Annotated in this window: 23 protein-coding genes; 11 read left to right on the top strand and 12 right to left on the bottom strand. The window is 50.7% G+C overall.

All coding sequences use genetic code 11. The annotated features are described in order from the left end of the window. The coding region (locus tag PSSD_RS20870) for an L-glutamate gamma-semialdehyde dehydrogenase (protein WP_064511474.1) at nucleotides 1-2139 on the top strand (2139 nt) is incomplete at its 5' end. Between the two features lie 94 nt (nucleotides 2140-2233). Here the strand turns inward: PSSD_RS20870 and PSSD_RS20865 are convergent. The 11 genes from PSSD_RS20865 to PSSD_RS20815 form a co-directional block, all read right to left on the bottom strand. Next, nucleotides 2234-3316, bottom strand: coding sequence for an acyltransferase family protein (locus tag PSSD_RS20865; RefSeq protein ID WP_058973541.1), 1083 nt, complete (start codon nucleotides 3314-3316; stop codon nucleotides 2234-2236). Between the two features lie 559 nt (nucleotides 3317-3875). Then, nucleotides 3876-4964: an acyltransferase family protein gene (locus PSSD_RS20860; protein ID WP_058973540.1), complete on the bottom strand. Its 1089-nt coding sequence runs from the start codon at nucleotides 4962-4964 to the stop codon at nucleotides 3876-3878. A gap of 237 nt (nucleotides 4965-5201) precedes the next feature. Next, a complete protein-coding gene (gene tcyN / locus PSSD_RS20855; protein WP_058973539.1) occupies nucleotides 5202-5954 on the bottom strand; it encodes an L-cystine ABC transporter ATP-binding protein TcyN in 753 nt (250 codons plus the stop codon). After that, a complete protein-coding gene (gene tcyL / locus PSSD_RS20850; RefSeq protein WP_034824349.1) occupies nucleotides 5951-6619 on the bottom strand; it encodes a cystine ABC transporter permease in 669 nt (222 codons plus the stop codon). The genes tcyN and tcyL overlap by 4 nt, the downstream gene beginning before the upstream one ends. Continuing rightward, nucleotides 6619-7419, bottom strand: a complete 801-nt coding sequence (gene tcyJ, locus PSSD_RS20845) for a cystine ABC transporter substrate-binding protein (protein WP_058973538.1) — start codon at nucleotides 7417-7419, stop codon at nucleotides 6619-6621. Before tcyJ ends, tcyL begins: the two co-directional genes overlap by 1 nt. A gap of 153 nt (nucleotides 7420-7572) precedes the next feature. Further along, nucleotides 7573-8559, bottom strand: coding sequence for a D-cysteine desulfhydrase (locus tag PSSD_RS20840; protein ID WP_058973543.1), 987 nt, complete (start codon nucleotides 8557-8559; stop codon nucleotides 7573-7575). 131 nt (nucleotides 8560-8690) lie between these two features. Then, nucleotides 8691-9194: a flagella biosynthesis regulatory protein FliZ gene (gene fliZ, locus PSSD_RS20835; protein ID WP_039331790.1), complete on the bottom strand. Its 504-nt coding sequence runs from the start codon at nucleotides 9192-9194 to the stop codon at nucleotides 8691-8693. A gap of 47 nt (nucleotides 9195-9241) precedes the next feature. After that, nucleotides 9242-9964, bottom strand: coding sequence for an RNA polymerase sigma factor FliA (locus PSSD_RS20830; RefSeq protein ID WP_058973537.1), 723 nt, complete (start codon nucleotides 9962-9964; stop codon nucleotides 9242-9244). A 143-nt stretch (nucleotides 9965-10107) separates the two neighbouring features. Then, a complete protein-coding gene (locus PSSD_RS20825) occupies nucleotides 10108-11076 on the bottom strand; it encodes an HNH endonuclease signature motif containing protein (RefSeq protein WP_058973536.1) in 969 nt (322 codons plus the stop codon). A gap of 403 nt (nucleotides 11077-11479) precedes the next feature. Beyond that, complete coding sequence (locus tag PSSD_RS20820; RefSeq protein WP_058973535.1) at nucleotides 11480-12178, bottom strand: hypothetical protein; 699 nt, start codon at nucleotides 12176-12178, stop codon at nucleotides 11480-11482. A gap of 43 nt (nucleotides 12179-12221) precedes the next feature. Then, nucleotides 12222-12581 (bottom strand): hypothetical protein, encoded by a 360-nt coding sequence (locus PSSD_RS20815; protein WP_058973534.1) that lies wholly within the window; start codon nucleotides 12579-12581, stop codon nucleotides 12222-12224. A gap of 549 nt (nucleotides 12582-13130) precedes the next feature. On the opposite strand from PSSD_RS20815, the gene PSSD_RS20810 reads away from it, so the two are divergent. From PSSD_RS20810 to PSSD_RS20780, 7 genes are all read left to right on the top strand, one after another. Beyond that, the gene (locus PSSD_RS20810; RefSeq protein ID WP_058973533.1) at nucleotides 13131-13841 is read left to right on the top strand and encodes a PilZ domain-containing protein; all 711 of its coding nucleotides are present in this window, start codon (nucleotides 13131-13133) and stop codon (nucleotides 13839-13841) included. Between the two features lie 332 nt (nucleotides 13842-14173). Then, on the top strand, nucleotides 14174-14707 hold the full coding sequence (locus PSSD_RS20805) for a fimbrial protein (protein WP_058973532.1): 534 nt from the start codon (nucleotides 14174-14176) through the stop codon (nucleotides 14705-14707). A gap of 48 nt (nucleotides 14708-14755) precedes the next feature. Continuing rightward, nucleotides 14756-15439: a fimbrial biogenesis chaperone gene (locus PSSD_RS20800; protein WP_058973531.1), complete on the top strand. Its 684-nt coding sequence runs from the start codon at nucleotides 14756-14758 to the stop codon at nucleotides 15437-15439. A gap of 57 nt (nucleotides 15440-15496) precedes the next feature. Continuing rightward, nucleotides 15497-18049, top strand: a complete 2553-nt coding sequence (locus tag PSSD_RS20795) for a fimbria/pilus outer membrane usher protein (RefSeq protein ID WP_082672341.1) — start codon at nucleotides 15497-15499, stop codon at nucleotides 18047-18049. Between the two features lie 12 nt (nucleotides 18050-18061). After that, the gene (locus tag PSSD_RS20790) at nucleotides 18062-19117 is read left to right on the top strand and encodes a fimbrial protein (RefSeq protein WP_058973530.1); all 1056 of its coding nucleotides are present in this window, start codon (nucleotides 18062-18064) and stop codon (nucleotides 19115-19117) included. Between the two features lie 570 nt (nucleotides 19118-19687). Next, nucleotides 19688-20017, top strand: a complete 330-nt coding sequence (locus PSSD_RS20785; RefSeq protein WP_058973529.1) for a YmdA family protein — start codon at nucleotides 19688-19690, stop codon at nucleotides 20015-20017. A 160-nt stretch (nucleotides 20018-20177) separates the two neighbouring features. Further along, nucleotides 20178-20537 carry a hypothetical protein gene (locus PSSD_RS20780; RefSeq protein ID WP_058973528.1) on the top strand — a complete coding sequence of 120 codons (360 nt, stop codon included), beginning with the start codon at nucleotides 20178-20180 and terminating at the stop codon, nucleotides 20535-20537. Nucleotides 20538-20854: 317 nt separating this feature from the next. On the opposite strand, the gene PSSD_RS20775 is transcribed toward PSSD_RS20780, so the two are convergent. Continuing rightward, nucleotides 20855-22048 carry a FliC/FljB family flagellin gene (locus PSSD_RS20775; protein WP_058973527.1) on the bottom strand — a complete coding sequence of 398 codons (1194 nt, stop codon included), beginning with the start codon at nucleotides 22046-22048 and terminating at the stop codon, nucleotides 20855-20857. Between the two features lie 335 nt (nucleotides 22049-22383). Between PSSD_RS20775 and fliD the strand changes: the two genes are divergently transcribed. Genes fliD through fliT form a run of 3 tightly spaced genes read left to right on the top strand, consistent with a single transcriptional unit; the run spans nucleotide 22384 to nucleotide 24581 of the window. Further along, complete coding sequence (gene fliD / locus PSSD_RS20770) at nucleotides 22384-23808, top strand: flagellar filament capping protein FliD (protein ID WP_058973526.1); 1425 nt, start codon at nucleotides 22384-22386, stop codon at nucleotides 23806-23808. Nucleotides 23809-23817: 9 nt separating this feature from the next. Next, entirely contained in the window at nucleotides 23818-24225 is a 408-nt protein-coding gene (fliS, locus tag PSSD_RS20765; protein ID WP_034824372.1) for a flagellar export chaperone FliS, read from the top strand. Then, nucleotides 24225-24581, top strand: a complete 357-nt coding sequence (gene fliT, locus PSSD_RS20760; RefSeq protein WP_058973525.1) for a flagella biosynthesis regulatory protein FliT — start codon at nucleotides 24225-24227, stop codon at nucleotides 24579-24581. The genes fliS and fliT overlap by 1 nt, the downstream gene beginning before the upstream one ends. The last annotated feature ends 79 nt before the right edge of the window (nucleotides 24582-24660 follow it).

Below are 24660 nucleotides of genomic sequence, written 5' to 3'. Positions count from 1 at the left end.
TTGCCGCGCGATCTCTATGGTGAGAATCGTGCTAACTCGGCGGGCCTCGACATGGCCAACGAACATCGTCTGGCATCGCTCTCCAGCGCCTTGCTGAACAGCGCCAGCCAGCCGTGGATCGCACAACCTTTGGTTGAGGCTGACCTCGGTGAAGGCATTAGCCGCCCGGTGCTCAACCCGTCAGCCCCTGGCGATGTGGTGGGCAGCGTACGTGACGCCACCGAAGCAGAAGTGTCAGAAGCGCTGGATGCGGCAGTCAATGCCGGTCCGATCTGGTTTGCGACCCCACCGCAAGAGCGTGCTGCCATCCTGGAACGTGCAGCGCAAGCAATGGAAGGCCAGTTGCAGCAGTTGATTGGTCTGCTGGTGCGTGAAGCGGGTAAAACCTATAACAATGCGATTGCCGAAGTGCGTGAAGCGGTAGATTTCCTCTACTACTACGCGGGCATGGTGCGTGACGATTTTGATAACGAAACCCATCGTCCATTGGGTCCGGTAGTCTGCATCAGCCCGTGGAACTTCCCACTGGCGATCTTCACCGGTCAAATTGCCGCCGCACTGGCAGCGGGTAACAGCGTGCTGGCGAAACCTGCCGAGCAAACGCCGTTGATTGCTGCGCAAGCGGTGCAGATCATGCTGGATGCCGGCGTCCCGGCTGGCGTGCTGCAACTGTTGCCAGGCCAGGGCGAGACCGTTGGTGCACAGCTAACCGGCGACGAGCGTGTCCGTGGTGTGATGTTCACCGGTTCTACCGCTGTCGCTACTCTGCTGCAACGCAACCTTGCCGGTCGTCTCGATCCACAAGGTCGTCCTACTCCGCTTATCGCCGAAACCGGTGGCATGAATGCGATGATCGTCGATTCGTCAGCACTGACTGAACAGGTGGTGGTGGATATCGTGGCCTCCGCGTTTGACAGTGCTGGTCAGCGCTGTTCGGCACTGCGCCTGCTGTGCGTGCAGGATGATGTCGCGGAACACACCCTGAAAATGCTGCGCGGTGCGATGGCCGAGTGCCGCATGGGTAACCCGGAGCGCCTCTCAACCGATATCGGTCCGGTGATTGATGCCGAAGCCAAAGGCAATATTGAGCGTCACATCCAGGCAATGCGCAACAAAGGCTTCACGGTGTATCAGGCAGCGCAGGAAAATCCGCAAGACAGTAAAGAGTGGAACAGCGGCACCTTTATCAAGCCAACGTTAATTGAGCTGGATCAGGTGAGCGATCTGGATAAAGAAGTGTTTGGTCCGGTGCTGCACGTGGTGCGCTTTACGCGAAACAGCCTGCCACAGCTGATCGATCAGATTAACGCGTCCGGTTACGGCCTGACGCTGGGCGTGCATACGCGCATCGATGAAACCATCGCGCAGGTCACCGCCGGTGCAAAGGTCGGTAACCTGTACGTCAACCGCAACATGGTCGGTGCGGTGGTCGGTGTGCAGCCGTTCGGCGGTGAAGGCTTATCAGGTACCGGTCCGAAAGCCGGCGGTCCACTCTATCTGTATCGCTTACTGGCGAATCGTCCAGACAGTGCACTGCTGAAAACCTTCAACCGTCAGGATGCGGAGCGCCCAGCAGACAGCAGCGTACGTGCTGAATTGATGAGTGCGCACCAGGCATTGTTGGCATGGGCGCAAGATAAGCCAGAACTGCTGGCACTGTGTCAGCGTTATGACGAACTGGCGCAGGCCGGTACCGTGCGCGTGTTACCAGGCCCAACGGGTGAACGCAATACCTTCACCCTGTTGCCGCGTGAGCATGTGCTGTGCCTGGCGGACAACGAGCAGGACGCACTGACGCAGTTGGCGGCAGTGACCAGCGTAGGCAGTAAGGCGCTGTGGCAGGACGATGAGTTGCATCGTGCGTTGCGGGCAAAACTCCCCGCAGCGGTACAGGCACATGTCGTGTTGGTGAAAGAGGCGTTAGCGGCTGAGTTTGATGCAGTGATCTATCACGGCGATGCCGATCAGCTGCGTCATCTGTGCGAACAGGTGGCGGCGCGTGACGGTGCGATTGTGTCAGTGCAAGGCTTTGCGCGCGGTGAAACCAATCTGCTGCTGGAGCGTCTGTTGATTGAGCGTTCATTGAGCGTGAACACTGCAGCGGCGGGCGGGAATGCGAGTTTGATGACCATCGGTTGATAGCATCGTCTCCGAGAAATTACCAGGTCGCGCGATGAATCGCGCCGCTACAGATGTATGTTGTAGCGGCGCGATTTATCGCGCTTTATGTTGATTACGCCGCAGTCTTACCGCGCTTCATCCCAATCAGAGTCGGGAACACAAACAGCGACTGCCCCAACCCACGGTTAGTGAGGGACCACACCGCCACGGAACACAGCGAGCAAATTCCCACAATCGCAATCGGATAGAAGCACGCCCACAGCACCGAGAACCACGCATGCTCAAACAAGTGATGGCGCTGAGCGAACAGGATCGCTGACATGCCAAAATACTCAATGAAAATACGATGGATAACGTATATCTGTAAGGTGTTACGCCCAATCCAGTTGAAGTAGGTCATTTTGAAGTGCACATTGAGCCAGCGGCAGGCCGCCACGCTCGCCAGCACCGCGATGACGCACAGGAATAAGCTCTTATCCAGACCAAAGATGATGTGAATCCCCGAGACCGCCGCCAGCAAAGCCCATGACACAATGTTCTCACGGCGCCATTCACTCATCCGCAGCATCAGTGGGCTCCAGAATGCCCCCAGTAAGAAGAACAGGAAATACTGCGCCACACTCTGTGGTCCCCAGTACGGAATGATCTTCTCCACCGCCAGATAGTTGAACACCACCGCCACCACCAGCAAAGCCACTTTCTGTTTGTGAAAGATCTTCGCGCACAGGAAGTACAGCGCTAGCCCATACAGATACCATGAGGTACTCATTGCCATAAACGTCAGCTTGAGGAACTCAAACAGTGAGCCCGCGTAAGCCGCATTAAGGTTATGCGAGATACGTTGCCCGGTGATTTCCGTGGAGATGCCCACGATAGACCACCATTGAATAAAGCCCCACAAAATGTACAGATAGAACAGATTGGTAATACGACTGGTAAACACCTGCTTCCACGGGCGATTAAGAATCCCGTTGGTTGCCAACAGGCCAGAAACAAAGAAGAAGGCTGGCATACGCAGTGGAGATAAAACGGTATTAAACTGCACCCATATTTCTGCCGGGATCCAACCGGCCGTCAAATATTTCACCGTTCCTTCAAATCCGGGTAATACGGTGTGATACAACACCACCAGCAATATGCAGGCCCCCTTGAGGGTATTGACCCATGCAATATCTTCTTTCCTGGCGTTATTCATATGATTAACTCCCGCTGCTGTGTAGGTCTTTAAGGAGAAGTATGAGGAAATAAGCATTGAAGCATTTCTGGTTATTCAACGATTATTAAACATGCGTGACGGGGATGACTCTAGCGAAAGTCCTAAAAGTTTTTTTGTGGTCCTGATATAACAATACTTTACAGTTCCAAACATTAATCAAATATTTAGCAAGCTAAGAATATTTGCCTTAAATTGAGTCGTTAAGCGTAATGAAAGCAGGAAGGTATAGAGCGAAAGCGCTGCGGGAATTTAAGAACAATCCATCATTCCGACATCCAAATAATAATCAAATCCCATTCAGATAATTATTAAATGTGCCAAATGGATAAGCGAAAATATTCATGATGTGCTAAGGGAATATTTATATTTAGGGGGAATAGTTTAATTTCACTGATTTAATGCGGATCGAATAATTATTTTGGTGCGTAGCTGAGTGCGCATGAATGCGCACCCTACGAAAAACATGCATGATCCTTGTAGGGTCGCCATTTATGGCGACCAAACACCAACATTAGCCCAGATGGCGCCCACCTACGCCTTACGGCAACGGTGCAGACTTCGGCTCCAGTGCCGGTTTGCGCAGCAAGCGCGGATACAGGAACAACATGCGCCCCGGACCACGATTCAGCACTGACCACACCAGTAACGAAACCGCCACACAGACAGCAACTCCTGTCACCGGCATCAGAATCGCCCACGCCCAGCTGAACACCGCATTGCCAAACCATCCGTAGTGCAGCGCCAACGCAATCGCGCTCAGACCCAGCAGTTCAATAAAGATGCGATGCAGCACATAAATCTGCAGCGTGTTGCGGCCAATCCAGTTCAGCCACGCCATATTGAGGCGCTCATTCAGGAAGCGGCATACCACAATGCCAAACACGATAGTCAGCAAACTGTAGAAGGGATTTTTATAGATACCGCCCACATGGTGCGCGACGCCAATCAGCGCGATAGCCGCCAACAGCAGCCAGTGCTGGCGCTTGAGCTGACTGATCTCAATCAACGACTGGCTAAAGAACACGCCAAGCAGGAAGTAGAGATAGTTTTGAGCCACGCTGGTTGGCCCCCAACCGGGGATCAGGCTGAACTGCGCCGCGTAGTTGGCCAAAATCGCCAGCAGCACCAGCGCGATTTTCTGGCGATGGAACAACTTAGTGAACAGGAAGAACCCGGCCAGCGCGTAGAGATACCACAGGCTGGTCATTGCGGTGAACAGCAGCTTAATGAACTCAAACGGTGTATCGGCATAAGCAGCATTCTTCGCACTGGAGAGCTTTTCCCCAAGGTGAGTAGAAATGTAATGAATACTTACCCACTGAATCACTCCCCACAGCAAATAGAGATAGACGATGTTACTGAACTTCTTAGTAAACACCTCTTTCCAGCTCTTCTTAACTATCGAACTCGCCGCCAGTAGTCCCGACACAAAGAAAAACGCGGGCATACGCAGCGGTGAGAGGTAGGTGTTAAAGGTCACCCACCAGTGCGCGGGCACCACACCGGCGGTGAGATGATGTATCGAAGGAGCGAAGGTGGTGATGATCGAGTGGTGCAACACCACCAGCAAGATACAGGCACCTTTTAGCGTGTTGATCCAGAGGACCTCGTTTCTGGCATTACTCATTGTTTTATCCTGATTGCGCCATGAATTTGTAAAGAATTATTTATATTTACAAAGTTGTCTCAATCGGGCGGCTCTTAAAATTCATATATCCTGTTGCTACAGGAATTTTAGTCAGGATAAAACACCTGAATTCAGTGGGTTATTTAATCGAAGCGTAAATATTTTCAGAAGAAACTGAGAGCGGGTAATGAATTAACGCAGAAAGGAAGCGCCATCCGATCCAGACGGCGCTTGAGACTATTGATTAAGAAACTTGTCGAGAAATTGCCGGGTACGTGCCTGCTGCGGGTTGCTAAACAGTTCTTTTGCTGGCCCCTGTTCGACAATGCGGCCCTGATCCATAAAGATGGCGCGGTCAGCCACATCGCGCGCAAAGCTCATCTCATGCGTAACGATCACCATGGTGCGCTTCTCCTCTGCCAGCGCACGGATGGTGTTGAGCACCTCCCCCACCAGCTCAGGGTCCAGTGCCGACGTCGGTTCATCAAACAGAATCACCTGCGGACGCATCGCCAGGGCACGCGCAATCGCCACGCGCTGTTGCTGTCCACCGGAAAGACGGCGTGGGAAACTCTCTTCTTTACCGTGCAACCCGACTTTCTCCAGCAAGCTACGTGCGCGTGAGATCGCTTCCGCTTTCGGCTCACCTTTGACGATCACCGGACCTTCAATAATGTTCTCCAGCACCGAGCGATGTGGGAACAAATTGAAGTTCTGGAACACGAATCCCACCTGCTGACGCAAGCGGCGCACCTGCTCTTTCTGCTTGTTGAGTCCGAGGCTGGCGTCGATGGTGATATCGCCTACCGTGACACGACCACTTTCGGGCACTTCCAGCAGATTGATACTGCGCAGTAAGGTAGTTTTACCCGATCCGCTCGGACCGATAATCGCCACCACTTCACCGGGTGCCACATCAAGATCGATGCCATGCAGCACGGTCTGTCCGTGGAACTGCTTCACTAGCTGGCGTACTTCAATCGCACTCATTTCGCCTCCCGATCCTGTCGATTCACATGCGCTTCCAGGCGGTTTTGCAGCGCCGACAGCACGGTCGCCATCACCCAGTAGATCAGTGAAGCGGCCAGATACATGGTGAACACTTCCAGCGTGCGTGAGGTGATTAACTGCGCCTGACGGAACAGCTCTGGCACCTGAATGGTGGCCGCCAGTGAGGTGTCTTTCACCAGGCTAATAAAGCTGTTGCCAAGTGGAGGTAACGCAGTGCGCGCAGCTTGTGGCAGGATCACGCGGCGTAAAGTTTGCCACGGCGTCATGCCGATACTGGCTGCGGCTTCCCACTGCCCGCGCTCAATGGCAGCAATCGCGCCACGCAATGATTCTGAGGCGTAGGCTGCGGTGTTAAGCGACAGGCCGATCATCGCAGACGGAATCGGATCAAGCTCGATACCAAACTGTGGTAGGCCGTAATAGATCATAAACAGCTGAGCGATAAGCGGTGTGCCACGGAAAATCGACACGTAGATGCGCGCCAGCCAGTTTATCGGCCAGAAGTGTGACAAACGCATCAGTGCCAGCACAAAGCCGAGTACCAGGCCAAAGAACATCCCGCCGATACTCAGCTGCAGTGTGAACAACGCGCCCTTAAGTAAAAATGGTGCTGAATCCAGCACCAGTTGTAGGCTTTCCTGCATTATTTAGTGACGTCCGCGCCGAACCATTTCTCAGAGAGTTTGCTCAGCGAGCCATCTTTTTGCATGTCGGCAATTGCCGCATCAATGGCTTTCAGCAAATCATCATTGCCTTTACGCAGGGCAACGCCCGATTCCAGACGAGAGAACGCCGGGCCCGCGACCGCCATGGTGTCGCCCGTTTTCTTCACCAGATCCAGGGCCGCTAAGCGGTCAACCAGGATGGCATCAACACGGCCAGAACGCAGATCCTGATATTTGGTTGGGTCATCATCATAGGTACGGATGTCCACGCCTTTGACGTTATCGCGCAGCCACTGTTCGTAGTTAGAGCCCAGGCCGACACCGACTTTCTTGCCGGACAGGTCTTCCGGCTTGGTGATGCTGCCGGCGTTTTTCTTCATGGTCAGCGCCTGCACGCCAGAGATGGTGTACGGGGTAGAGAAGTCATACTTCTTCTTACGCTCAGGTGAAATCGTCACCTGGTTGATCACCACGTCGATGCGTTTTGAGTCCAGCGCGGCTAACATGCCATCCCATTTGGTCGGCTTGAGGTCGGCTTTCACGCCAAGATGCTTAGCCAGCTCTTGGGCGAACTCCACTTCAAAACCGGTGAGTTTGCCGCTTTCATCCTGGAAGCTGAACGGTGGATAGGTCCCTTCCAGACCTACGCGCAGCTCGCCTTTGCTTTTCACCTGCGCCAGCAGATCTTCCGCTGCGAAGGATTTGGTGTTCACGCCCGCGACCAGCGCGACCGCCATCATGCCCATCACCAGTTGGCGACGAATTGGAGAGAAAGTCATGTTGACCCCATTTTTTGTGATGTGTTGTTGTGTATCTCTTGGTGCGCATCAATGCTCCCCTACGAAAATGATATTGACTCCTCGTAGGGTTGCCATTTATGGCGACCGTTTATGTAATAACCGCCGGATTATAAACTTTTTTTTGCTGCTGTCTCAGACCGAAGGATGATAAGCAAATAACGCCGGCGATCCACCGGTATGCACAAATAACAGTGGCCCTTCGCGACGGAAGCGGTTCTGCGCAATACCATCGATCAATCCCGCCATCGCTTTGCCGGTGTAGACCGGATCCAGCATGATGCCCTCCAGACGCGCCAGTAGCTTCACCGCTTCCATACCCTCTTCGTTCGGTTCACCGTAACGCGGGGCGAAATAGTCATCCCACAAAGTGATCGGCGCGTGCACCTGCACTTCAAGCTGCTCTGCCAGTGCCGTGCGAATGCGTTCTACCACCGGCAGTTGTGCTTCAACTTTACGCGAGACGGTCACACCCACTAACTCGGTTTCTGGCAACAGATGCTCAAGGCCCACCGCCAGACCGGCGTGGGTGCCTGCACTCCCGGACGCAACGACCACGGCGGCAAAATCCACCACGCCTTCGCTCTGATGGGCGATCTCTTGTGCGCACTCCACATAACCTAGCGCACCCAAGGCATTTGAGCCGCCAACGGGTACCACATACGGACGGAAGCCCTGCGCTTCCAGACGCTCCGCCTGTTCAGTCAGTTGTTCAGTGGGATTGTACAGCGACTCCACCATCACCACCTCGACGTCCATCAGGTCGAGCAGCAGGCGGTTGCCGTTAGAAAGGTAGTTTTCACTGGCCGTGCCAATAGGATTTTCCAGCAGTGCGACACACTTTAAGCCGAGACGAGCGGCCACCGCTGCGGTCTGTCGCACATGGTTGGATTGAATCGCACCTGCGGTCAGCAACACGTCGGCCCCTTCACGCAACGCATCGGCAGCGAGGAATTCGAGCTTACGCAGTTTGTTGCCACCCAAAGCTACCGACGTGAAATCATCACGCTTGATAAAGATATCGCGACCGAGGTAGTCAGAAAGCCGTGGCAAATGCTCAAGCGGCGTAGGCGCACCGAGTAATTCAAGACGAGGGAACTGGTGCAACAGGTGTAAGGACAATGCAGCCTCCATTCGGGCAATGTGCAATTATCCATATAGTGTTGCAGAAGATGAGAAAAGTCGCACCCGGAAATCTGCGAGCGCGGCCCTTGTTGCCGCTATGCTCAGCAACAACAAGGGCAGGATCACAATCAGCCCTGCTGCCAGCCTAAAAACTGGTCATATTTGCGCAGCGCGATGCGGTAGTTATTGTTACCGGCATCAGGTAAGTCGTTTTCCAGACACTCATGCCAGCTGATGCCCCGTAATCTGTCGGCCGGGAAATTTTTCGCTTTCAGCATGTCATCAAGACGACGCAGGCGTACCACATACTCACGTATGGTGCTGTGACTCATTTCGGTCTGTTCAAACAGATATTGCTTGAACGCCATAATGTCGAAGTAATTCGGATGGGTATTACAAAAAATATCGCTGCAAAAACGGCACAACGCGGTCAATTCCGGCTGGAGTTTCATCCACACCTGATCGTCAATCATCTGGTCCATGCGTGCGATGGCCTCTTTATTGATGATCTGGCCGCGGAATACTAACGCCATGCGGTCTAAAACCTTGCCACAATGTGAACAATTGCTTTGGCTGTGTTTGTAGTCTTTAAGATAACGACTTAAAGGTCTGGCTTTGGCTTTGGCTCCCATTGCTGAGTCCCCGGTATTTTTATTTTTGATCCCAGGAACTGAGTCTGTCAGCGCGCCCCCGCTAATCGGGCACGCAGGCGTTTGATCGCCTGACTGTGCAGCTGGCTGACGCGGGATTCCCCGACTTCCAGCACTGCGCCAATCTCTTTCAGGTTCAGTTCTTCCTGGTAGTACAGTGTGAGCACTAATTTTTCACGCTCGGGCAACGCCTCGATCGCTTCAATTACGCGGTCACGCAAGTTTCCTTCCATTAACTGATGAAGCGGGTTGGCTTCTTCATGCCCTTCCGTCACCAGCTCCGCACTGTCACCGTGTTCTTCCCGATACTCGTCGTAGGAGAAAAGTTGGCTGTTGTTGGTATCGAGCAAGATCTGCCGATACTCCTCCAGCGAAACATTCAACTGTTCAGCCACTTCCTGCTCAGTAGCCGAGCGCCCCAACGCTTGTTCTACTTGATGCATAGCACCAGCCACTTCGCGCGCATTACGACGTACGCTACGAGGTGCCCAGTCGCGGCTGCGCAGTTCATCCAGCATTGCGCCCCGGATACGCTGCACGGCATAGGTGGTAAAGGCGGTGCCTTGTAGCGCGTCGTAGCGCTCCACGGCATTCAATAAACCAATGCCACCAGCCTGCAGCAGATCGTCAAGCTCAACGCTGGCTGGCAGACGTACCTGCAAGCGCAACGCTTCATGTCGCACCAGAGGAACGTAGCGCTGCCAGAGCGAATGTTTATCCATCACGCCTTCGGGCGTATAGAGATCGTTCACGATGACTACCCTGCGTTAATAAAGTTATCGGCATGATTATCCAATTCTGTAGGGGTTTCGATTGGCAGAATAGGCGGGAAAAAGCGAGGTTATTTCAAATTTGTTATGGATGGCGGCGCAATGCACCGCCATTAGCCCGATGTCTAGCGCAGATTACGCAGCCGTTGCCGCGTGCCAGGCGGCACCGCGTCCCACAGTGCACAGGTTTTGCCCTCAAGTGTCTGATAGAAATCGCTAATCGATGCTTCAGTTTCCAGCGCCGGATTAAATACCACCTGCCCGGTTTCTGCGTCGATGCTTATCATTTTGTTGATAAACAAGCGCTGTAAATCACTGCGCAGGAACAGGCCGTTATCGACACTGTTATCCGCCAGAAAACCCTCTTCATTTTCTTGGGTATCGATATAGCAAGCTTCCACCCATGGCCAGCTGTGGCGTTCGGTGAGCTGCGTTCCGGTAATGATGCAGGCACCATAGCGCGCTTTGACCGCTGAACTGAACTCCGCCTGGCTGGCGCGCTGGAACACTTTGGCTTTCACACGCCGACCCACTTCCGTACCCGGCATCACTGCTGTCGGCACTTTATGCTGCGGCGTGCTCAACACCACCAGGAACTGAATCTTGCGCGACAGCGGGAAACAGGGATGCGCATGGGGATCAAACAGCTGCCAATACTCCTCCTCTTCCGTTTGACGCATCAGCACCAGCTTAAAACCCCGGCTGGAGAGCAGGTTCTGCGCTTCTGCTGAGTTAGGATCGAGCATGGCGTAAACTTGCGTTTCCCCCACCACTTTCCAGCGCCCTTCTTTCTTTATTTCATCGTTGCGACGGAAATAGAGGAAAGCCTGCTGCGTCTTTAAATAGTGCTCAAAACGGCGCAGATAGTTTTTGCGTTCGTTATCTTCCGAGACGAACAGCAGATCCTCCAGCGGGCTGTTGATCTCCTCCTGCGCGAACACCGCGCGGATAATTAAATTGCGAAAGCTGGTCGACGGGCTCAGCAACCCGCGTGCGGTGAGTTCTTTCTCATCAGGATGCTGCTGCGCATAGCGCAACGCAATCTCTTCGAAGGTCAGTTGCTCACCTGGTAACAAGTCATAATTGAAGCGCATAGACACCCCAGAAACAGAAAAAATAGAGCGTAAAAATTGGAATGATTCTGGAGTCGTTATCGGCATTTTGGTGCCGGACTGTAACAGGGTGGTTACTTTTCTGAGGATGTAGGGTGGTGGGGGAAATCAGCCTGTTGGATCAGACGCAATTTGATTTATTGCAGCAACAATCACTGCTTGAATTTGTAGGGTGCGGTCTTTGGGGCAATGCTGGTCACTTAAGCGCTTTTTGGTCGCCATAAATGACGCCCCTACGAGAATATTGGGGAATGCTGGTCACTTAAACGCATTTTGGTCGCCATGAATGGCGCCCCTACGAGAGTGGATACGGATTTCCGTAGGGTGCGCATTTATGCGCACCTGGATAAATTTTCATTTCGTTGCGGCGAGATTTATCGCGCTTTTATAGCAGATTGGCTGCCAGATTGAGTACATGCGTATGCCTGGCGAGATAATGGTCAGAATCGGACTTCAGTACTCGCTGGAAACCGTTCATCTGATTAAATGAATAATGTAGATTAATCATCGCCGCCAGAAGCGTGAAATCTAAATCAGCAGAATTCTCAACACTGTTTTTCTTTTCAGAGAGATACTTAAGAGGATTGCCAAGCTTCCTGATGCTTTGCCCAAAACGCCGTAAGCCATATTCAATATCTCCCTGGTGACTGGCATTAAGCCAATAACCAGACGCGTGGGTTATTTGGCTGCCTTTATAGTTGCATGTCAGCACAGTGTTATTGGTGATCAGCGTTTTCTCCACCAACGCACCTAACTTAGGTAAATGATAGTCACAAACCGTACCCTCATCATTTATCATTTTGAAGCTACGTTTTTGAGCGAGCGCTGCGGACTTACTCCGCGGAGTAAAGCTTAACACCCTGAATAGATTTACAATTTCGTCCATCCAGACGTATCCCAACCTCCGCCAATGCTGCTCTTTAGCGATGAGCAGCGTATTCTTTAACTTACCCTTTTCAGGCGGAGTGACGATATAAACATCGGACTGAAAAAGGATAACCACATGATTGAGGTAATAATGTAACTCGGTATTAATAATACTATCTTGTCGAAAATGAGAATGGCAAAAATCAAAAAAACACATAACGAAACCATCGACCTTGAACGAGTAACAACGTATCTAATCGTTATAATTCACTGTATGAGATATCGTTTAAATCTGAACATCTTACTGAGGCCACAAACTTTCTGATCATTCTTCCGGTGAGGGTGAAAAATACGGTGTAGTGAGTGCCCTGATCAAGTTGAATACTTTCCCTGTCAATATTCAATGCGCCGATTGTGATCCGACTTTTATGGAAAAACGCATTCGCTGGTTTATTTAGCAAATCACGCTCAACGCTACTCACGATTTGTTCTGGTTTGATCAAAGGGCAGGTCAATCTGTCTTGTTGTATTTGATTACTTTTATCCCAGTTGCTGTAACTGGCGAAGGCAAATCCCAGGCATGATATAGCCAACACAGGAATATAAATTTTCTTCCCCATGACAAAGTCCATTTAATTAAATTTTCTGGATTCTAACGCTAACGCAGCAAAAAGTGGTTTAACAAAAAGTGCTACCTGTAACAGAGAAAACAATTGGAAATGTAAGAAGTGATAAAGATTCATACTAAACAAATGAGGTACAAACCCAATCACAATGCGGCCTGACACACCTCTTCCCATACTGATTGATATCAAAAACTGATGTAAAAAAGACTATGACCACCTACTAATATTAGTAGGTACAATACAATACCTTTACATTTCCAATTGACATCATTGACATTCCACAGGCATTTTAAAAAAGAAGCCTCACAGAGCGACGATATATCGACCATTTCCACATGGAATTGATTGACAAAACTATGGCTACCGATCATTTAATTTTCGGTGTGTTTTCTATTGTTTTTTCATTCATCTCTGCGAGTCCGTCTGCGTTCTTTCTTTAGCTGGAAAGTCAGACAAAAATTCCAATAAAAAACTTCAAAGTAGACGGTTAACCTGCCTTTTGGTCAGGTTAGTCATTGTCGTTCGTTAAGGATTGATGTGTTTATGGACAATACAGGTTTCAAGGAAGTCACCAAAACCGATCGTTTTGAAATACTAGCGATGCTGCGCGAGGCGAAAAAACGCAATGGCAGTGTTGAGTTTTACCATGGTGATAAAATACTCAGCAGTAATTTCACCGAGCTTGATTTAAGTGGTTTTCAAATCGTTGCTGAACTTGATGATATTGCGCTCGACAGCCGCTTTTCCATGGTGATTAAGGGCAGCTCAGAGAAAATTGAATTTACTTCAGCACTGATTGCGCACTCCCCAGCATTTCATCAGCTGACATTTGCGTTTCCAACCGAAATTGTTATCACCCAACGCCGCAGCAGTGTCCGCGTGGTGATCCCAGAGCATTTTGGTTTTATTTGCGAAGGCCGTTTTCGCGATGGATATGTTCACCGTATGGCAGTCAAAGACCTTTCGCCTAAAGGCGTACAGTTGATCTGTTCAGGTGCACTACCCACGCTGACTAAACCAGGCATGCTGCTCAAAAGCATGGTGTTAAATCTGCAAAATTACGGTCAATATCCCGTCGATTTAACCCTGCTCAACCTGAAAGAAATTACGCATTTTGATCCAGCGCACACGCAATCCAGTTACTTCTCGCTCTCCTGTAGCTTCTCCAAAGCCAGCACCACGCTGACGCGTCGTCTGGAAGACGTGCTGATGGAGCTCACTTTGGATATCAAGCGTTTACAGCGAATTCGTTAATCTTTCTGCATGATAAAACTGCTATTTTATGTCAATGCATTGATATAAATAGCATTTTGAATTTTTTCAGATTCATCCAACCGCTTAAAGGTTCAAAAATACTTTACTTATCGCAAATGTAAACACCCTCATAAATGTTTCTAACGATAGTTTTTTTAAAATTAAGTGTTAACAACTATCAATCGTTCAGGGCCAGAAATTTATAGTCATCGGCAGTTAAGAGTATTCCTAATGACTATCACGAATGACTGGCGGCGCGTTGAACAAGTGCGACCAAGTCGGAATCGGGATAACAACAATCAACTGAATTCCCACTTTTGGAGTATTACCTGATGAAAAAGATTCTGTTACCTCTGGCGTCTGCCGCACTGGTTTTAGTCGCAATGAATGCGCAAGCGACCAGCGGCACGGTTAAATTCACCGGCAGCATTGTGAAATCAACCTGTACTGTGAATTCTACAGACACCAACAAAGAAGTTTTCATTGGTAAATACCCGACTAACGCCTTTAGCAAAATCGGCGATGTCACCGCGTCAAAAGCCTTCACCATCAACCTGTCAAACTGCGACAGCGGCAGCTACACCCTGCGTTTTGATGGCCCAACCGTTGCCGGTAATCCAAACCTGTTGGCCGTCAGTGCTGCTGGCGGTGTAGGTATCGAAATTCTGGACAACAACGAAAAAGTTCTGCCAATCAACCAGACCGCTGACGACAACACGGCGTGGGTGACCGCTTCAAGTACCAATACCACCACCCCGAATGGGACTGCGGCCTTTAATCTGAAAGCACGTTACAAATCCTACGCTCAAAGCGTGACACCGGGCGAAGCCAACGCCAGCACCAGCTTCACCATCGAATACAAGTAATTTAAATTTTAAACCGCCAAGGAAGGCATAAGTCCAGTGAGTAGACCCATGAAAAAGTTATTTGCAGCCGTTCTGTTGGCTTATTCCGCGAGTGCCGCTGCAGGTATTCAGGTTGATGAAAGTCGTGTTATCTACAACGGTAATGCGAAATCCGCCTCACTGGACATCCGCAACGATCAGAATGACACCTACATGGTGCAAACCTGGTTGGATCGCGGTGATGCAAGCAAAACGCCAAAAGACATCCCTATTCAGGTGATTCCCCCCGTGCTCAAACTGGCGGGAAATAAAGAGGCCATTCTGCGGTTTATTTATGCCGGGCAAGGTCTGCCACAGGATCGTGAATCGGTGTTTTGGGTCAACGTGCAGGAAATTCCCCCGGCCCCTAAAGAAGCCAATACGCTGCAAATCGCCGTGCGCACAAGGGTGAAACTATTTTATCGCCCAGCCAGCCTTAACACTACGCTGGAACAGCAGGTTGATAATCTGAAGTGGCATAAACAAAACAACAGTCTGGTGATTGAAAACCCAGGCCCGTTGAATATCACCTTTTCCGTGCTGAAAGTAAAAAACGCAGCAGGAAAACAGTGGGACGTGAATGCGGATATGGTCAATGCGTTTGGCACTCTGACCGTGCATTTACCTGCCGGTGCCGAATCAGTCACCCGCGTGCAGGCAAACTATATCAACGATTTTGGCGGCAACAGTTCCGCAAAACCAAGCGCCTTATAAGAAAAATGACACACAGCAATTCTATTTTTGGTGCATGAAAGCGCGAAATCATGATGAATGAAAAACTATAACAATCATAAAGTTAAGCTATCCCTTCTCACCATTGCATTACTTCAAGCCTTTTCCGCGACGGCGGAAGAGGCGTTTAATACCTCATTTATTCACGGCGATGCCACCACCGTCACTGAACTGGCCACCGGGGATGATATTTTACCCGGTAACTACCCTTTCGATATTTATTTAAATGGCCAGCGCGTTGATCACCGTGATGTTGAGTTCCGTAAACCCGCAGCGGATAAACTCATCGCACCTTGCCTGTCAGCGTCAGCATTAATCGCCTATGGCGTCGATCTCCAGACGCCTGAGCAGCCGGAAAAGTGCGTCGATTTAGCCAACACGTTTAAGGGTGCCAGTGTCACTTATGACGCGGCGGTACAGCGTGTCGATATCTCCGTGCCACAAGTCTTTTTAATTCCGGTGCCTAAGGGTGCCATTTCACCGCTGGTGTATGACAACGGTATCAATGCTGCTTTTGTGAATTACAACTTTAGTGGTTCCGACAACCGTCTCCATGACAACGGCAGCCAGAGTAACAGCCAGTATTATTACCTCTCGTCACGCAGTGGTTTGAACCTGGGCCGCTGGCGGCTGCGCAACACCTCCACCTGGCAAAAACAGAGCGGTGAGCAGAGCCACTGGACACCAATATCCAGCTGGGCTGAAACCGATATCGTCGCGTGGCGATCCCGTTTGCTGTTTGGGCAAAGCAGCACCAGCAACAGCGTGTTCGACAGCTTCCAGTTCCGAGGGGCGCAGCTTTCCAGCGTGGCTGAAATCCTGCCGGATAGCTTACGTGGGTATGCGCCAGTGATCCGTGGCGTCGCGCGCACCAACGCCCGCGTTGACGTGCAGCAAAACGGCTATACGGTTTACAGTGCAAGCGTGGCGCCAGGGCCCTTTGCCCTGAATGATGTTTATCCCAGCACCCTGAGCGGTGATTTACAGGTCACGGTTTATGAGGCAGACGGTTCACGCCAGCACTTTTCTGTGCCCTTCTCTTCCGTCACTAACATGCTGCGTGAAGGAATTTGGGACTACGCCTTTACCCTTGGCCGCTATCAGGATGGTTCCACTATCTATCATCCGCAGTTTGTTCAGGCCACGCTGTCATGCGGTCTGCCTTATGACATCACGCCATATGGTGGCGTACTGATAGCCGAACATTACAGCTCGGCGGTGCTGGGTATGGGCAAAAGCCTGGGGATGTTTGGTGCCGCTTCTTTTGATACGGCCTGGTCAAAAACACAATTAGCGATGGGTGATGAAAAACAGGGTGCCAGCTTCCGCTTCCTCTACTCAAAATCACTGAACACCCTCGGCACCGAGTTGCAGATTGCGGGCTATCGCTACTCCACCTCGGGCTATTACGATTTCAGTGATATGGTGGCTGAGCGCGCCAATTACGAAAACGGCCTCTACCGCAACGACTACACTGACACCAGTGAAGTGAATAATGGCGTGCCGTCGTGGGCGGATTCGCGTCAGAACACCTATTACACCACGCAGTACAACAACAAACGCCAGCGTCTGGAGCTGACCGTCAATCAGCATCTTGGTCCGGTATCGGTCTATGCCTCACTCACCAACCAGACTTATTGGGGATCGGATAACCGCGACCGTACCCTGCAAACCGGCTTCAACAGCAGTTGGGGCAAGCTCAATTACGGCATTTTCCTGCAGGACAGCCAAAGTAATTACGGTGAGCACGACCGCAGCATCTCTTTCACCCTCTCGCTGCCGTTCAATGCTTTTGATCATCAACCGGTGACCGCTAACCTGAACCTCTCTGACAGTAAGCAGAGTGGTAGCAGCTACAACACGGGGCTCAGTGGCAGTCTGCTGGATGACAATCGCCTTAACTACTATGTGCAGACCGGCAAGTCGAGCCGTGCCGGCCAGACCAGCACCGCGGATGTCGGCTATATGGGCAGTATCGGTAACGCCGAGTTGGGTTACACCTACAGCGATACCTACCAGCAAACCAATCTTAACCTCTCCGGCGGTGCCCTGATGCACGCGGGCGGATTGACGCTGACACAACCGCTGCAAAACACCGTGGTGTTGGTGGAAGCGAAAGAAGCGGAAGGTGTTCGGTTGGAGAATCAGCCGGGCGTGGCCATCAACCGCTTCGGCTATGCGGTGATGACCTCAGCTACCGCCTATCACCATAACCGTGTCGCCCTGCGCACCGATGATATCGGTGCCGATCTTGATATCCCACTGGCGGTAAAAGATGTGGTGCCAACCTATGGCGCCATCAGCCGTGTGACCTTTGAAACCCGCAGCGGCAAGAGTGCGTTGATCCATGCGCAATTAGCCAATGGCGATGTGCCTGCCATGGGTGCCTCGGTGTTTAATCAAAACGGCAGCAACCTGGGCGTGGTGGGCACCGAAGGCAGCACCTTTGTTTCTGGTGTTTCCAGCGGCGAACGACTGCAGGTGCGCTGGGGAAGTACGGATGACCAGCACTGCTGGATGACGCTGCCAGAATTAGAAAAAGGCACACAAGCGGGTTATCAGGAATTGACCCTGCGCTGTACGCCACAATAAAAGGAAGTATTCATGCGATTTCTTCATTTCCGCGGAATGTTCCGCGCCGGTTTGACACTGCTGGCACTGGCAGCCGCGTTGTTTTCCCAGAGCAGCTTTGCCCTCTCCTGCAAAGAAGCCGCTTCAGGTAATATTCGCCAGGTAATCACCATTGCCGATCCCATTCAGGTCTCCACCGCGACACTGAAGGCCGGCACTATTTTGTGGCGTTCACAGAACTACACCTCTACTTTCCGCTGTGAAGATACCAATGGCTATCCCAATGGTGAGGATGCCTATCTTTACTGGGATCCGCTCAGCGAAATGCAGTCGATCCACCCTTCGATTGAGGTCGGGGTTACCTATAACAGTATTGATGTAAAACCCGTGAAAGGTTCACGCACCGATGTCGGGCCCGGTACGGTGTGTAATGTGGCTTATACCTGGACTACCCGCTACTGCAAATCGCCCGCCATTGCGAGAACCGTGACGGTCAACTATTCGATTTACATCAAAGCCACCGGCAGTGCGCCGCCGTCCAGCGGTAAAATCACCAACACCGGGCAATATGCTATTTTCCAGGTGGACGGTGTATTAGGTTTGAACAGCACCCCCGACAGTAACTTTCGCGCTTTCATCACTGGCTTGGGGAATATCCGTTTTATCTCCTGCTCCCCGACCGTCAATATTTCCTCGAATAACGGTTCCACCGTCAATTTCGGCAGCCTGCCGTCACGCAATGCCAGTGCAGGCGTGATTGAAAAGCGCGTACCTTTCGCCGTGGTGGCCAACCTGACCACTGCCGGGCAGGATTGCCAGGGACAAACATTTGTCGCCAGTTTTAGCACCACCTATCCCACCAGCGGCACCGACATCATTATGCCCAGCACCGACAGCGGCTTCGGCATTTCGATTTCCAGCGCAGACAATCAGGACAGTTTTATCCCGATGAACACCAGCGTCGCACTGGGCTATGCCAACGGTCAGGTGGTACAAAATAATTTCATTGCGACATTACGCTGGCTGAACAGCAATCCGAAGATCGGTGACTTCTCGGCCTCCGCCAATGTGGACGTGACGTTTAAGTAGTTAACATCGCATTTGAGTCGATGATGAAAGCCAGTGCCTTGTGCGCTGGCTTTTGTGTTTCTGGCTCTATCGTCATGCTTTATCAGTTGCTTCGAACGTAATATAGGTTCTCAGAGTGCGCATTAATGCACATCCTACAAAAACCCCGCGCGATCGTTGTAGGGTTGCCATTTATGGCGACCGGAAAACGCTTAACTGACAAGCATTACGCCATTTATGGCGACTGCACCTGAAAACCATTCAATTATCCTCCCCGATCTTCCTTTGCTTAATATTCCACCCATTCCCACTTCAGCATTTTTGCAGCATTCCTCACTCCCTGCCCCTGTTAAGTGCAGTGAAAATCCCTCACGCCGATTAAATTTGATTTAAGGCAGTCAACTATCCCTTCATTGTTTGTACGAATTAATCACTGACAATTGATCGGAAAAAACATCTGTTACTTAAGTCAAAGTATGCTGTGCAGATCAATCAGTTAGGCTATGCTCCTCATTAATGACGCTGCTTAAGATAATTCCTATCCGATACGCAGATCTCAGTCTGGTGACACAAAGCATAAGGAAGCGAACCATGATGAAAAATATCGGTACTCTCAGCAAAGTTGCGGTATTTGCTTTATTGGTCGGTGCATGTGGCACCGCTTCTGCCAGCGAGCAGTTTGGCGTGGTCGGTAAAGGACGCGTTCACTTCAGCGGTGAGATTTACCAACCGGCCTGCCGCATCAATGTGAATCAAGCCAACATTACCAGCCGCTGCTTTGAACAGGGTGAGTACCATCAGCAGTCACTTTCTGCTTCGGATGTGCAGACCATCGCCTTTAATAACCGCCGCTCTGAAGCGCAACTGGACTGGCTGAGTGACGCAAAACGCGAAGGGATTTTGACGGTGAATTACCGTTAACGTCGTATAGGATTCAAAAAAGCCGCGATACATGTTCGCGGCTTTTTTATTTGTAAAGTAGCATCTTGCGCTTATTCTCGCCTTAACCATAGGCAGAACCCATTAACTGGCTAATTGCATTGATTATGATTTCTGGTGTCACTAATAAGGAAATCAAACGATGCACAGCAAATTTGGCAGTCAACTTTTCTCACTGCTTGTTTTAGGATTGGGTGCCGCCGGCTTTTACGCTTACGCAAAGAAAACCGACTTTCAGCAGGACCAATTAGCCTGCTTCAACATCGATCAACATCGCGTGCAGAATGAAGTGGAAGACGATCTGCTGAACCATGCAAATCCCGCGTTTTTCGGTACTTTTCAGGTGCAGATTGGCTCACTGTATATTCACCCGACAACGCTGAATGCCACCAGCACCCATATTGTGGTGCCGTTTTCGCTGGAGAATAATGGTAAGACGACGGAGTTTGAGGCAAAGGTGCGGTGCTCGGATTTGCGAGATATTGGCTATAGCCGGATTTAATATTTATCTAACCAAACATCTAACATTGTTGCTTGGCAATTAATTCCATAATACTGCTCAGTTGAGAAAAAAATTATTTTGTATGCTGGTGCGCATAAATGCGCACACTACGAAATACCACATATTTCCCTGCAGGGTCGCCATTTATGGCGACCGCATGGCGCGATTTATTGCGCTGTTTTGTTCTCTGCCTTTTAATACCCTTCCCACTTTCAATATCGCGCAATAAATTGCGCCGCTACGGTTCGGTGCGCTATTTCGCAGCAATAAAAAAACCCCGCCGAAGCGGGGTTTGATAAGCAAGAAGCTTAGAGCGATTAGCCCTGCAGCAGAGACAGAACCTGCTGTGGAACCTGGTTAGCTTTAGCCAACACTGAGTTACCCGCCTGCTGGATGATCTGTGCTTTAGACATGTTTGAAACTTCAGTGGCGTAGTCAGCATCCTGAATACGAGACTGTGCTTCAGACAGGTTAGTGGTGGTGTTGTTCAGGTTGGTGATAGCAGAATCCAGACGGTTCTGTACCGCACCCAAGCTTGAACGGAATTTGTCTATCTGAGAAATAGCTTTATCAAGAGTCGCCAACGGATCAGAGGTTGAACCAGTTGTTAAACTCGAAAGACTAATACTGTCAGTATCAATAGTGAATGCAGCTTTAGTCTTATCTGTAGTTGTATCAGCTGACTGAGGGTCTAATGCAATATAAAAGTCCTGCGTGTCGCCATCAGCGATATCAAAGCCATTTGCTTTCAGGTTGTTAACTTCCGACGCGCCGCTTGGAGTAATGCTTACTTTGGCATACATATTGCCATTCTCATCAGAGTAAACTTTGTCTCCAGTCAGTGAAACACTTCCTGCTGCTACGCCTAAGCGTGTTGCGAGCGCATCACCAGTCTTCTCATCAACAGTGGCAGATGCAACACTTGTGGTTGCGCCATAAGAGGATGAAAAATCGGTGACTTCGCTGATAGTGCCTTGCGGACCGTTAACATTGAAACTATCTAACCCTAACGTTTTTGAGTCCATTTTTTGCAAATCAATGCTAATTGTCTCGCCATCGTTAGCACCAACTTGAATGCTCATCTTTCCATCTTTGGACAAAACATTTACGCCATTGAACTGAGTCTGGCCAGATACGCGGTCAATTTCGTCCAGACGTGATTTGATTTCGTCCTGAATCGAAGACAGATCTGAATCAGAGTTGGTGCCGTTCTGAGACTGTACAGTCAGTTCACGAATGCGTTGTAAGTTGTTGTTGATTTCAGACAATGCGCCCTCGGTGGTCTGCGCCAGAGAGATACCGTCGTTGGCGTTACGCGCTGCCTGAGTCAGGCCGTTGATGTTAGAGGTGAAGCGGTTGGCAATTGCCTGACCAGCAGCGTCATCTTTAGCGCTGTTGATACGAAGACCAGAAGACAGACGCTCGATAGAAGTAGACAGAGCAGACTGGTTCTTGTTGATGTTGTTCTGAGTGATCAGCGAGAGGCTGTTGGTGTTAATTACTTGAGCCATGGTTTAAGTTCCTATTAATCAAGTCTTTGGTTAAGGTGTGGGCTTCAACCCGCCGGCTTCAGCGCCGTCAAAGTTGTTATCGTCTACCTGCTAACAACCTTTAGATTTTTTTAGTACCAGGCGAAATTTTTTCTCTTCAACCTGTCACGCTTATCTTTATCGCCCTCACCCAGCACTTCTTTAGTGCAACCTCAGCACTTTTCTAGCGCGAGAAATACCCTTCTCTATAGGCCTTATTCGCTTTATCACTCGCTGATAAATAATTTTAAACTTTGCCCACTGTTCGCCGATAACCCGGGTATTCACTCTCTGTGTCGACTTGATAAGGAAACAACATGACTGGTATTTCTACCCTCGGTATCGGTTCGGGCCTTGATCTGAGCACCATTCTGGATAGCTTGACCACCGCAGAGAAAGCGTCATTGACGCCAATCTCCACTCAGCAGACGGCCTACACCGCTAAACTCAGTGCCTACGCCACGCTGAAAAGCTCGCTCTCTACGTTCCAGACGGCGAATACCGCATTAAATAGTGCAGATTTGTTTACTGCCACCACCGCCACCAGCAGCTCCAGTGCCTTTAGCGCGAAGACTTCCGGTACAACGGTTGCGGGTAAGTACACCATTAGCGTGTCACAGTTGGCGCAAGCGCAAACGCTGACCACCGCCGAGCAAAGCAGTAATACCGCGGTGTTAGGCGACAGCTCAGCCAGCAGCCGCACGATGACCATCACCTTAAAAGATGGCAGCAGCAAAGATATCAGCCTGACCAGTGACCAGACATCACTGACTGGGATGCGCGATGCCATTAACAGCGCTGATGCGGGTGTCACTGCCAGTATCATCAAAACCGGCGACAGCACCTATCGCCTCTCATTAACCTCTAATGAAACCGGCAGTGATAATGCGGTTACCTCGATTTCAGTAACGGGTGACAGCACTTTGCAGGGAATCGTGGGTTACGGTACAGATGACTCCACCGTGACTGAAAGTGTGACCGCGCAGAATGCTAAACTGAAAGTCAATAACGTCGACATTGAGAACAGCAGCAACACCATCAGCGATGCGCTGGAAGGTATCACCCTTAATCTGAACGATACCACCACGGGTAATCAGACGCTGACCATCGCCAAAGACACCTCGAAAGCCGAAAGTGCGATCAAAACGTGGGTTGATGCCTATAACACCTTGCAGGATCAGTTCAGCACACTGACCAAATACACAGCGGTAGACGCTGGAACTGACTCACAGGATTCCAGCAATGGCGCTCTGCTCGGTGACAGTACTCTGCGTACCATTCAGACCCAGTTGAAAAGCATGCTCACCAACGCACAAAGCTCTTCAACCTATAAAACCCTGGCGCAAATTGGCATCACCACCGATCCCTCAACGGGTTCGTTGGAGTTAGACTCAGATAAATTGGAATCGGCACTGAGCAGTGATGCCGACGGCGTTAAGGAGATGATTGTCGGAGATGGCAAAACCACCGGCATCACCACCACCATTGCGAATAGTCTGACCAGTTGGCTCTCTTCGACCGGTATTGTACAGGCGGCTACGGACGGCGTAAGTAAAACGCTGAATAATCTGACCGATCAATACAACACCATGAGCACCCGCATTGATAACCTGATTGCCCGCTACAAAGCACAATTTACTCAGCTTGATGTCACTCTGAGCTCTCTGAACAGTACCAGTACTTACCTGACGCAGCAGTTCGAGTCATCCAGCAGCTCTAGCTCCAGCAGCTCTTCTTCATAAGGAGTGATCATGTACAGCGCAAATGGCACTAAAGCCTATGCAAAAATTGGTGTGGAGAGCGCAGTGATGAGCGCTAACCAGCAGCAGCTGGTCTCCATGCTGTTTGACGGCGCGCTCAGCGCGCTGGTACGTGCCCGCCTGTTCTTGCAGGATGGCAATATTGAAGGCAAAGGTTCATCGCTGTCTAAAGCGATTAACATCATCGAAAACGGACTTAAGCAAGGTCTGGTGGAAGGTAGCGGCGATGAGCTCACCGATAATCTGGTGGGGCTTTACGCCTATATGGTCCGCCGTCTGCTGCAGGCCAACCTGCGAAATGACGTAGAAGCCATCGAAGAAGTCGAAGGTCTTCTGCGCAATATCGCTGATGCCTGGAAAGAAGTCGCACAACCTCAACACCTTCAGGACGCCGTTTAATGAATAACGCACCGCAACTGATTACCGTTTACCAACAGCTACTCGATCTCAGCCATGGAATGCTGCGCCTGGCCGCAGACGGCGAATGGGATGACCTGATTACAAAGGAGATGGATTATGTCAGTGCGGTGCAATCGTTGGCCCGAACAACAGAAGCCGCACCTCCGTCAAACCAGATGCAGGATCAGCTGCGCCCGGTACTGCGCCATATCCTGGACAATGAGAGTGAAGTCAAACGTCTGCTGCAACTGCGTATGGACGAGCTGACGCGCTTAGTGGGCCAGTCATCAATGCAAAAGTCAGTGATGAGTGCCTATAGCAAGCAAGGTAATGTGTATTTGCCACAAAGTTCGTGATCGGCGGGTAAAGTGAACAAATGAAAAAGGGGTAAGCGGATGCTTACCCCTTTTTTTTGCGTGTAGTGCGGTCTGATGC

This window comes from Type-D symbiont of Plautia stali (genome assembly GCF_001485335.1).
In the GTDB taxonomy this organism is placed as follows: Bacteria; Pseudomonadota; Gammaproteobacteria; order Enterobacterales; family Enterobacteriaceae; genus Pantoea; species Pantoea vagans_C.
Note: the sequence above shows the minus strand (reverse complement) of the source record. Positions and strands in the feature narration are given on the sequence as shown.

What these genes read in the sequence shown, in the direction of transcription:
- tcyN (WP_058973539.1), bottom strand. Translation starts at nt 5,954, where the DNA reads ATGAGTGCGATTGAAGTACGCCAGCTAGTGAAGCAGTTCCACGGACAG.
- fliZ (WP_039331790.1), bottom strand. Translation starts at nt 9,194, where the DNA reads ATGGGAGCCAAAGCCAAAGCCAGACCTTTAAGTCGTTATCTTAAAGAC.
- PSSD_RS20795 (WP_082672341.1), top strand. Translation starts at nt 15,497, where the DNA reads ATGAAAAACTATAACAATCATAAAGTTAAGCTATCCCTTCTCACCATT.
- fliS (WP_034824372.1), top strand. Translation starts at nt 23,818, where the DNA reads ATGTACAGCGCAAATGGCACTAAAGCCTATGCAAAAATTGGTGTGGAG.
- PSSD_RS20825 (WP_058973536.1), bottom strand. Translation starts at nt 11,076, where the DNA reads ATGCGCTTCAATTATGACTTGTTACCAGGTGAGCAACTGACCTTCGAA.
- fliD (WP_058973526.1), top strand. Translation starts at nt 22,384, where the DNA reads ATGACTGGTATTTCTACCCTCGGTATCGGTTCGGGCCTTGATCTGAGC.
- fliT (WP_058973525.1), top strand. Translation starts at nt 24,225, where the DNA reads ATGAATAACGCACCGCAACTGATTACCGTTTACCAACAGCTACTCGAT.
- PSSD_RS20820 (WP_058973535.1), bottom strand. Translation starts at nt 12,178, where the DNA reads ATGTGTTTTTTTGATTTTTGCCATTCTCATTTTCGACAAGATAGTATT.
- PSSD_RS20810 (WP_058973533.1), top strand. Translation starts at nt 13,131, where the DNA reads ATGGACAATACAGGTTTCAAGGAAGTCACCAAAACCGATCGTTTTGAA.
- tcyJ (WP_058973538.1), bottom strand. Translation starts at nt 7,419, where the DNA reads ATGACTTTCTCTCCAATTCGTCGCCAACTGGTGATGGGCATGATGGCG.
- PSSD_RS20790 (WP_058973530.1), top strand. Translation starts at nt 18,062, where the DNA reads ATGCGATTTCTTCATTTCCGCGGAATGTTCCGCGCCGGTTTGACACTG.
- PSSD_RS20815 (WP_058973534.1), bottom strand. Translation starts at nt 12,581, where the DNA reads ATGGGGAAGAAAATTTATATTCCTGTGTTGGCTATATCATGCCTGGGA.
- PSSD_RS20775 (WP_058973527.1), bottom strand. Translation starts at nt 22,048, where the DNA reads ATGGCTCAAGTAATTAACACCAACAGCCTCTCGCTGATCACTCAGAAC.
- PSSD_RS20860 (WP_058973540.1), bottom strand. Translation starts at nt 4,964, where the DNA reads ATGAGTAATGCCAGAAACGAGGTCCTCTGGATCAACACGCTAAAAGGT.
- tcyL (WP_034824349.1), bottom strand. Translation starts at nt 6,619, where the DNA reads ATGCAGGAAAGCCTACAACTGGTGCTGGATTCAGCACCATTTTTACTT.
- PSSD_RS20785 (WP_058973529.1), top strand. Translation starts at nt 19,688, where the DNA reads ATGATGAAAAATATCGGTACTCTCAGCAAAGTTGCGGTATTTGCTTTA.
- PSSD_RS20800 (WP_058973531.1), top strand. Translation starts at nt 14,756, where the DNA reads ATGAAAAAGTTATTTGCAGCCGTTCTGTTGGCTTATTCCGCGAGTGCC.
- PSSD_RS20865 (WP_058973541.1), bottom strand. Translation starts at nt 3,316, where the DNA reads ATGAATAACGCCAGGAAAGAAGATATTGCATGGGTCAATACCCTCAAG.
- PSSD_RS20780 (WP_058973528.1), top strand. Translation starts at nt 20,178, where the DNA reads ATGCACAGCAAATTTGGCAGTCAACTTTTCTCACTGCTTGTTTTAGGA.
- PSSD_RS20805 (WP_058973532.1), top strand. Translation starts at nt 14,174, where the DNA reads ATGAAAAAGATTCTGTTACCTCTGGCGTCTGCCGCACTGGTTTTAGTC.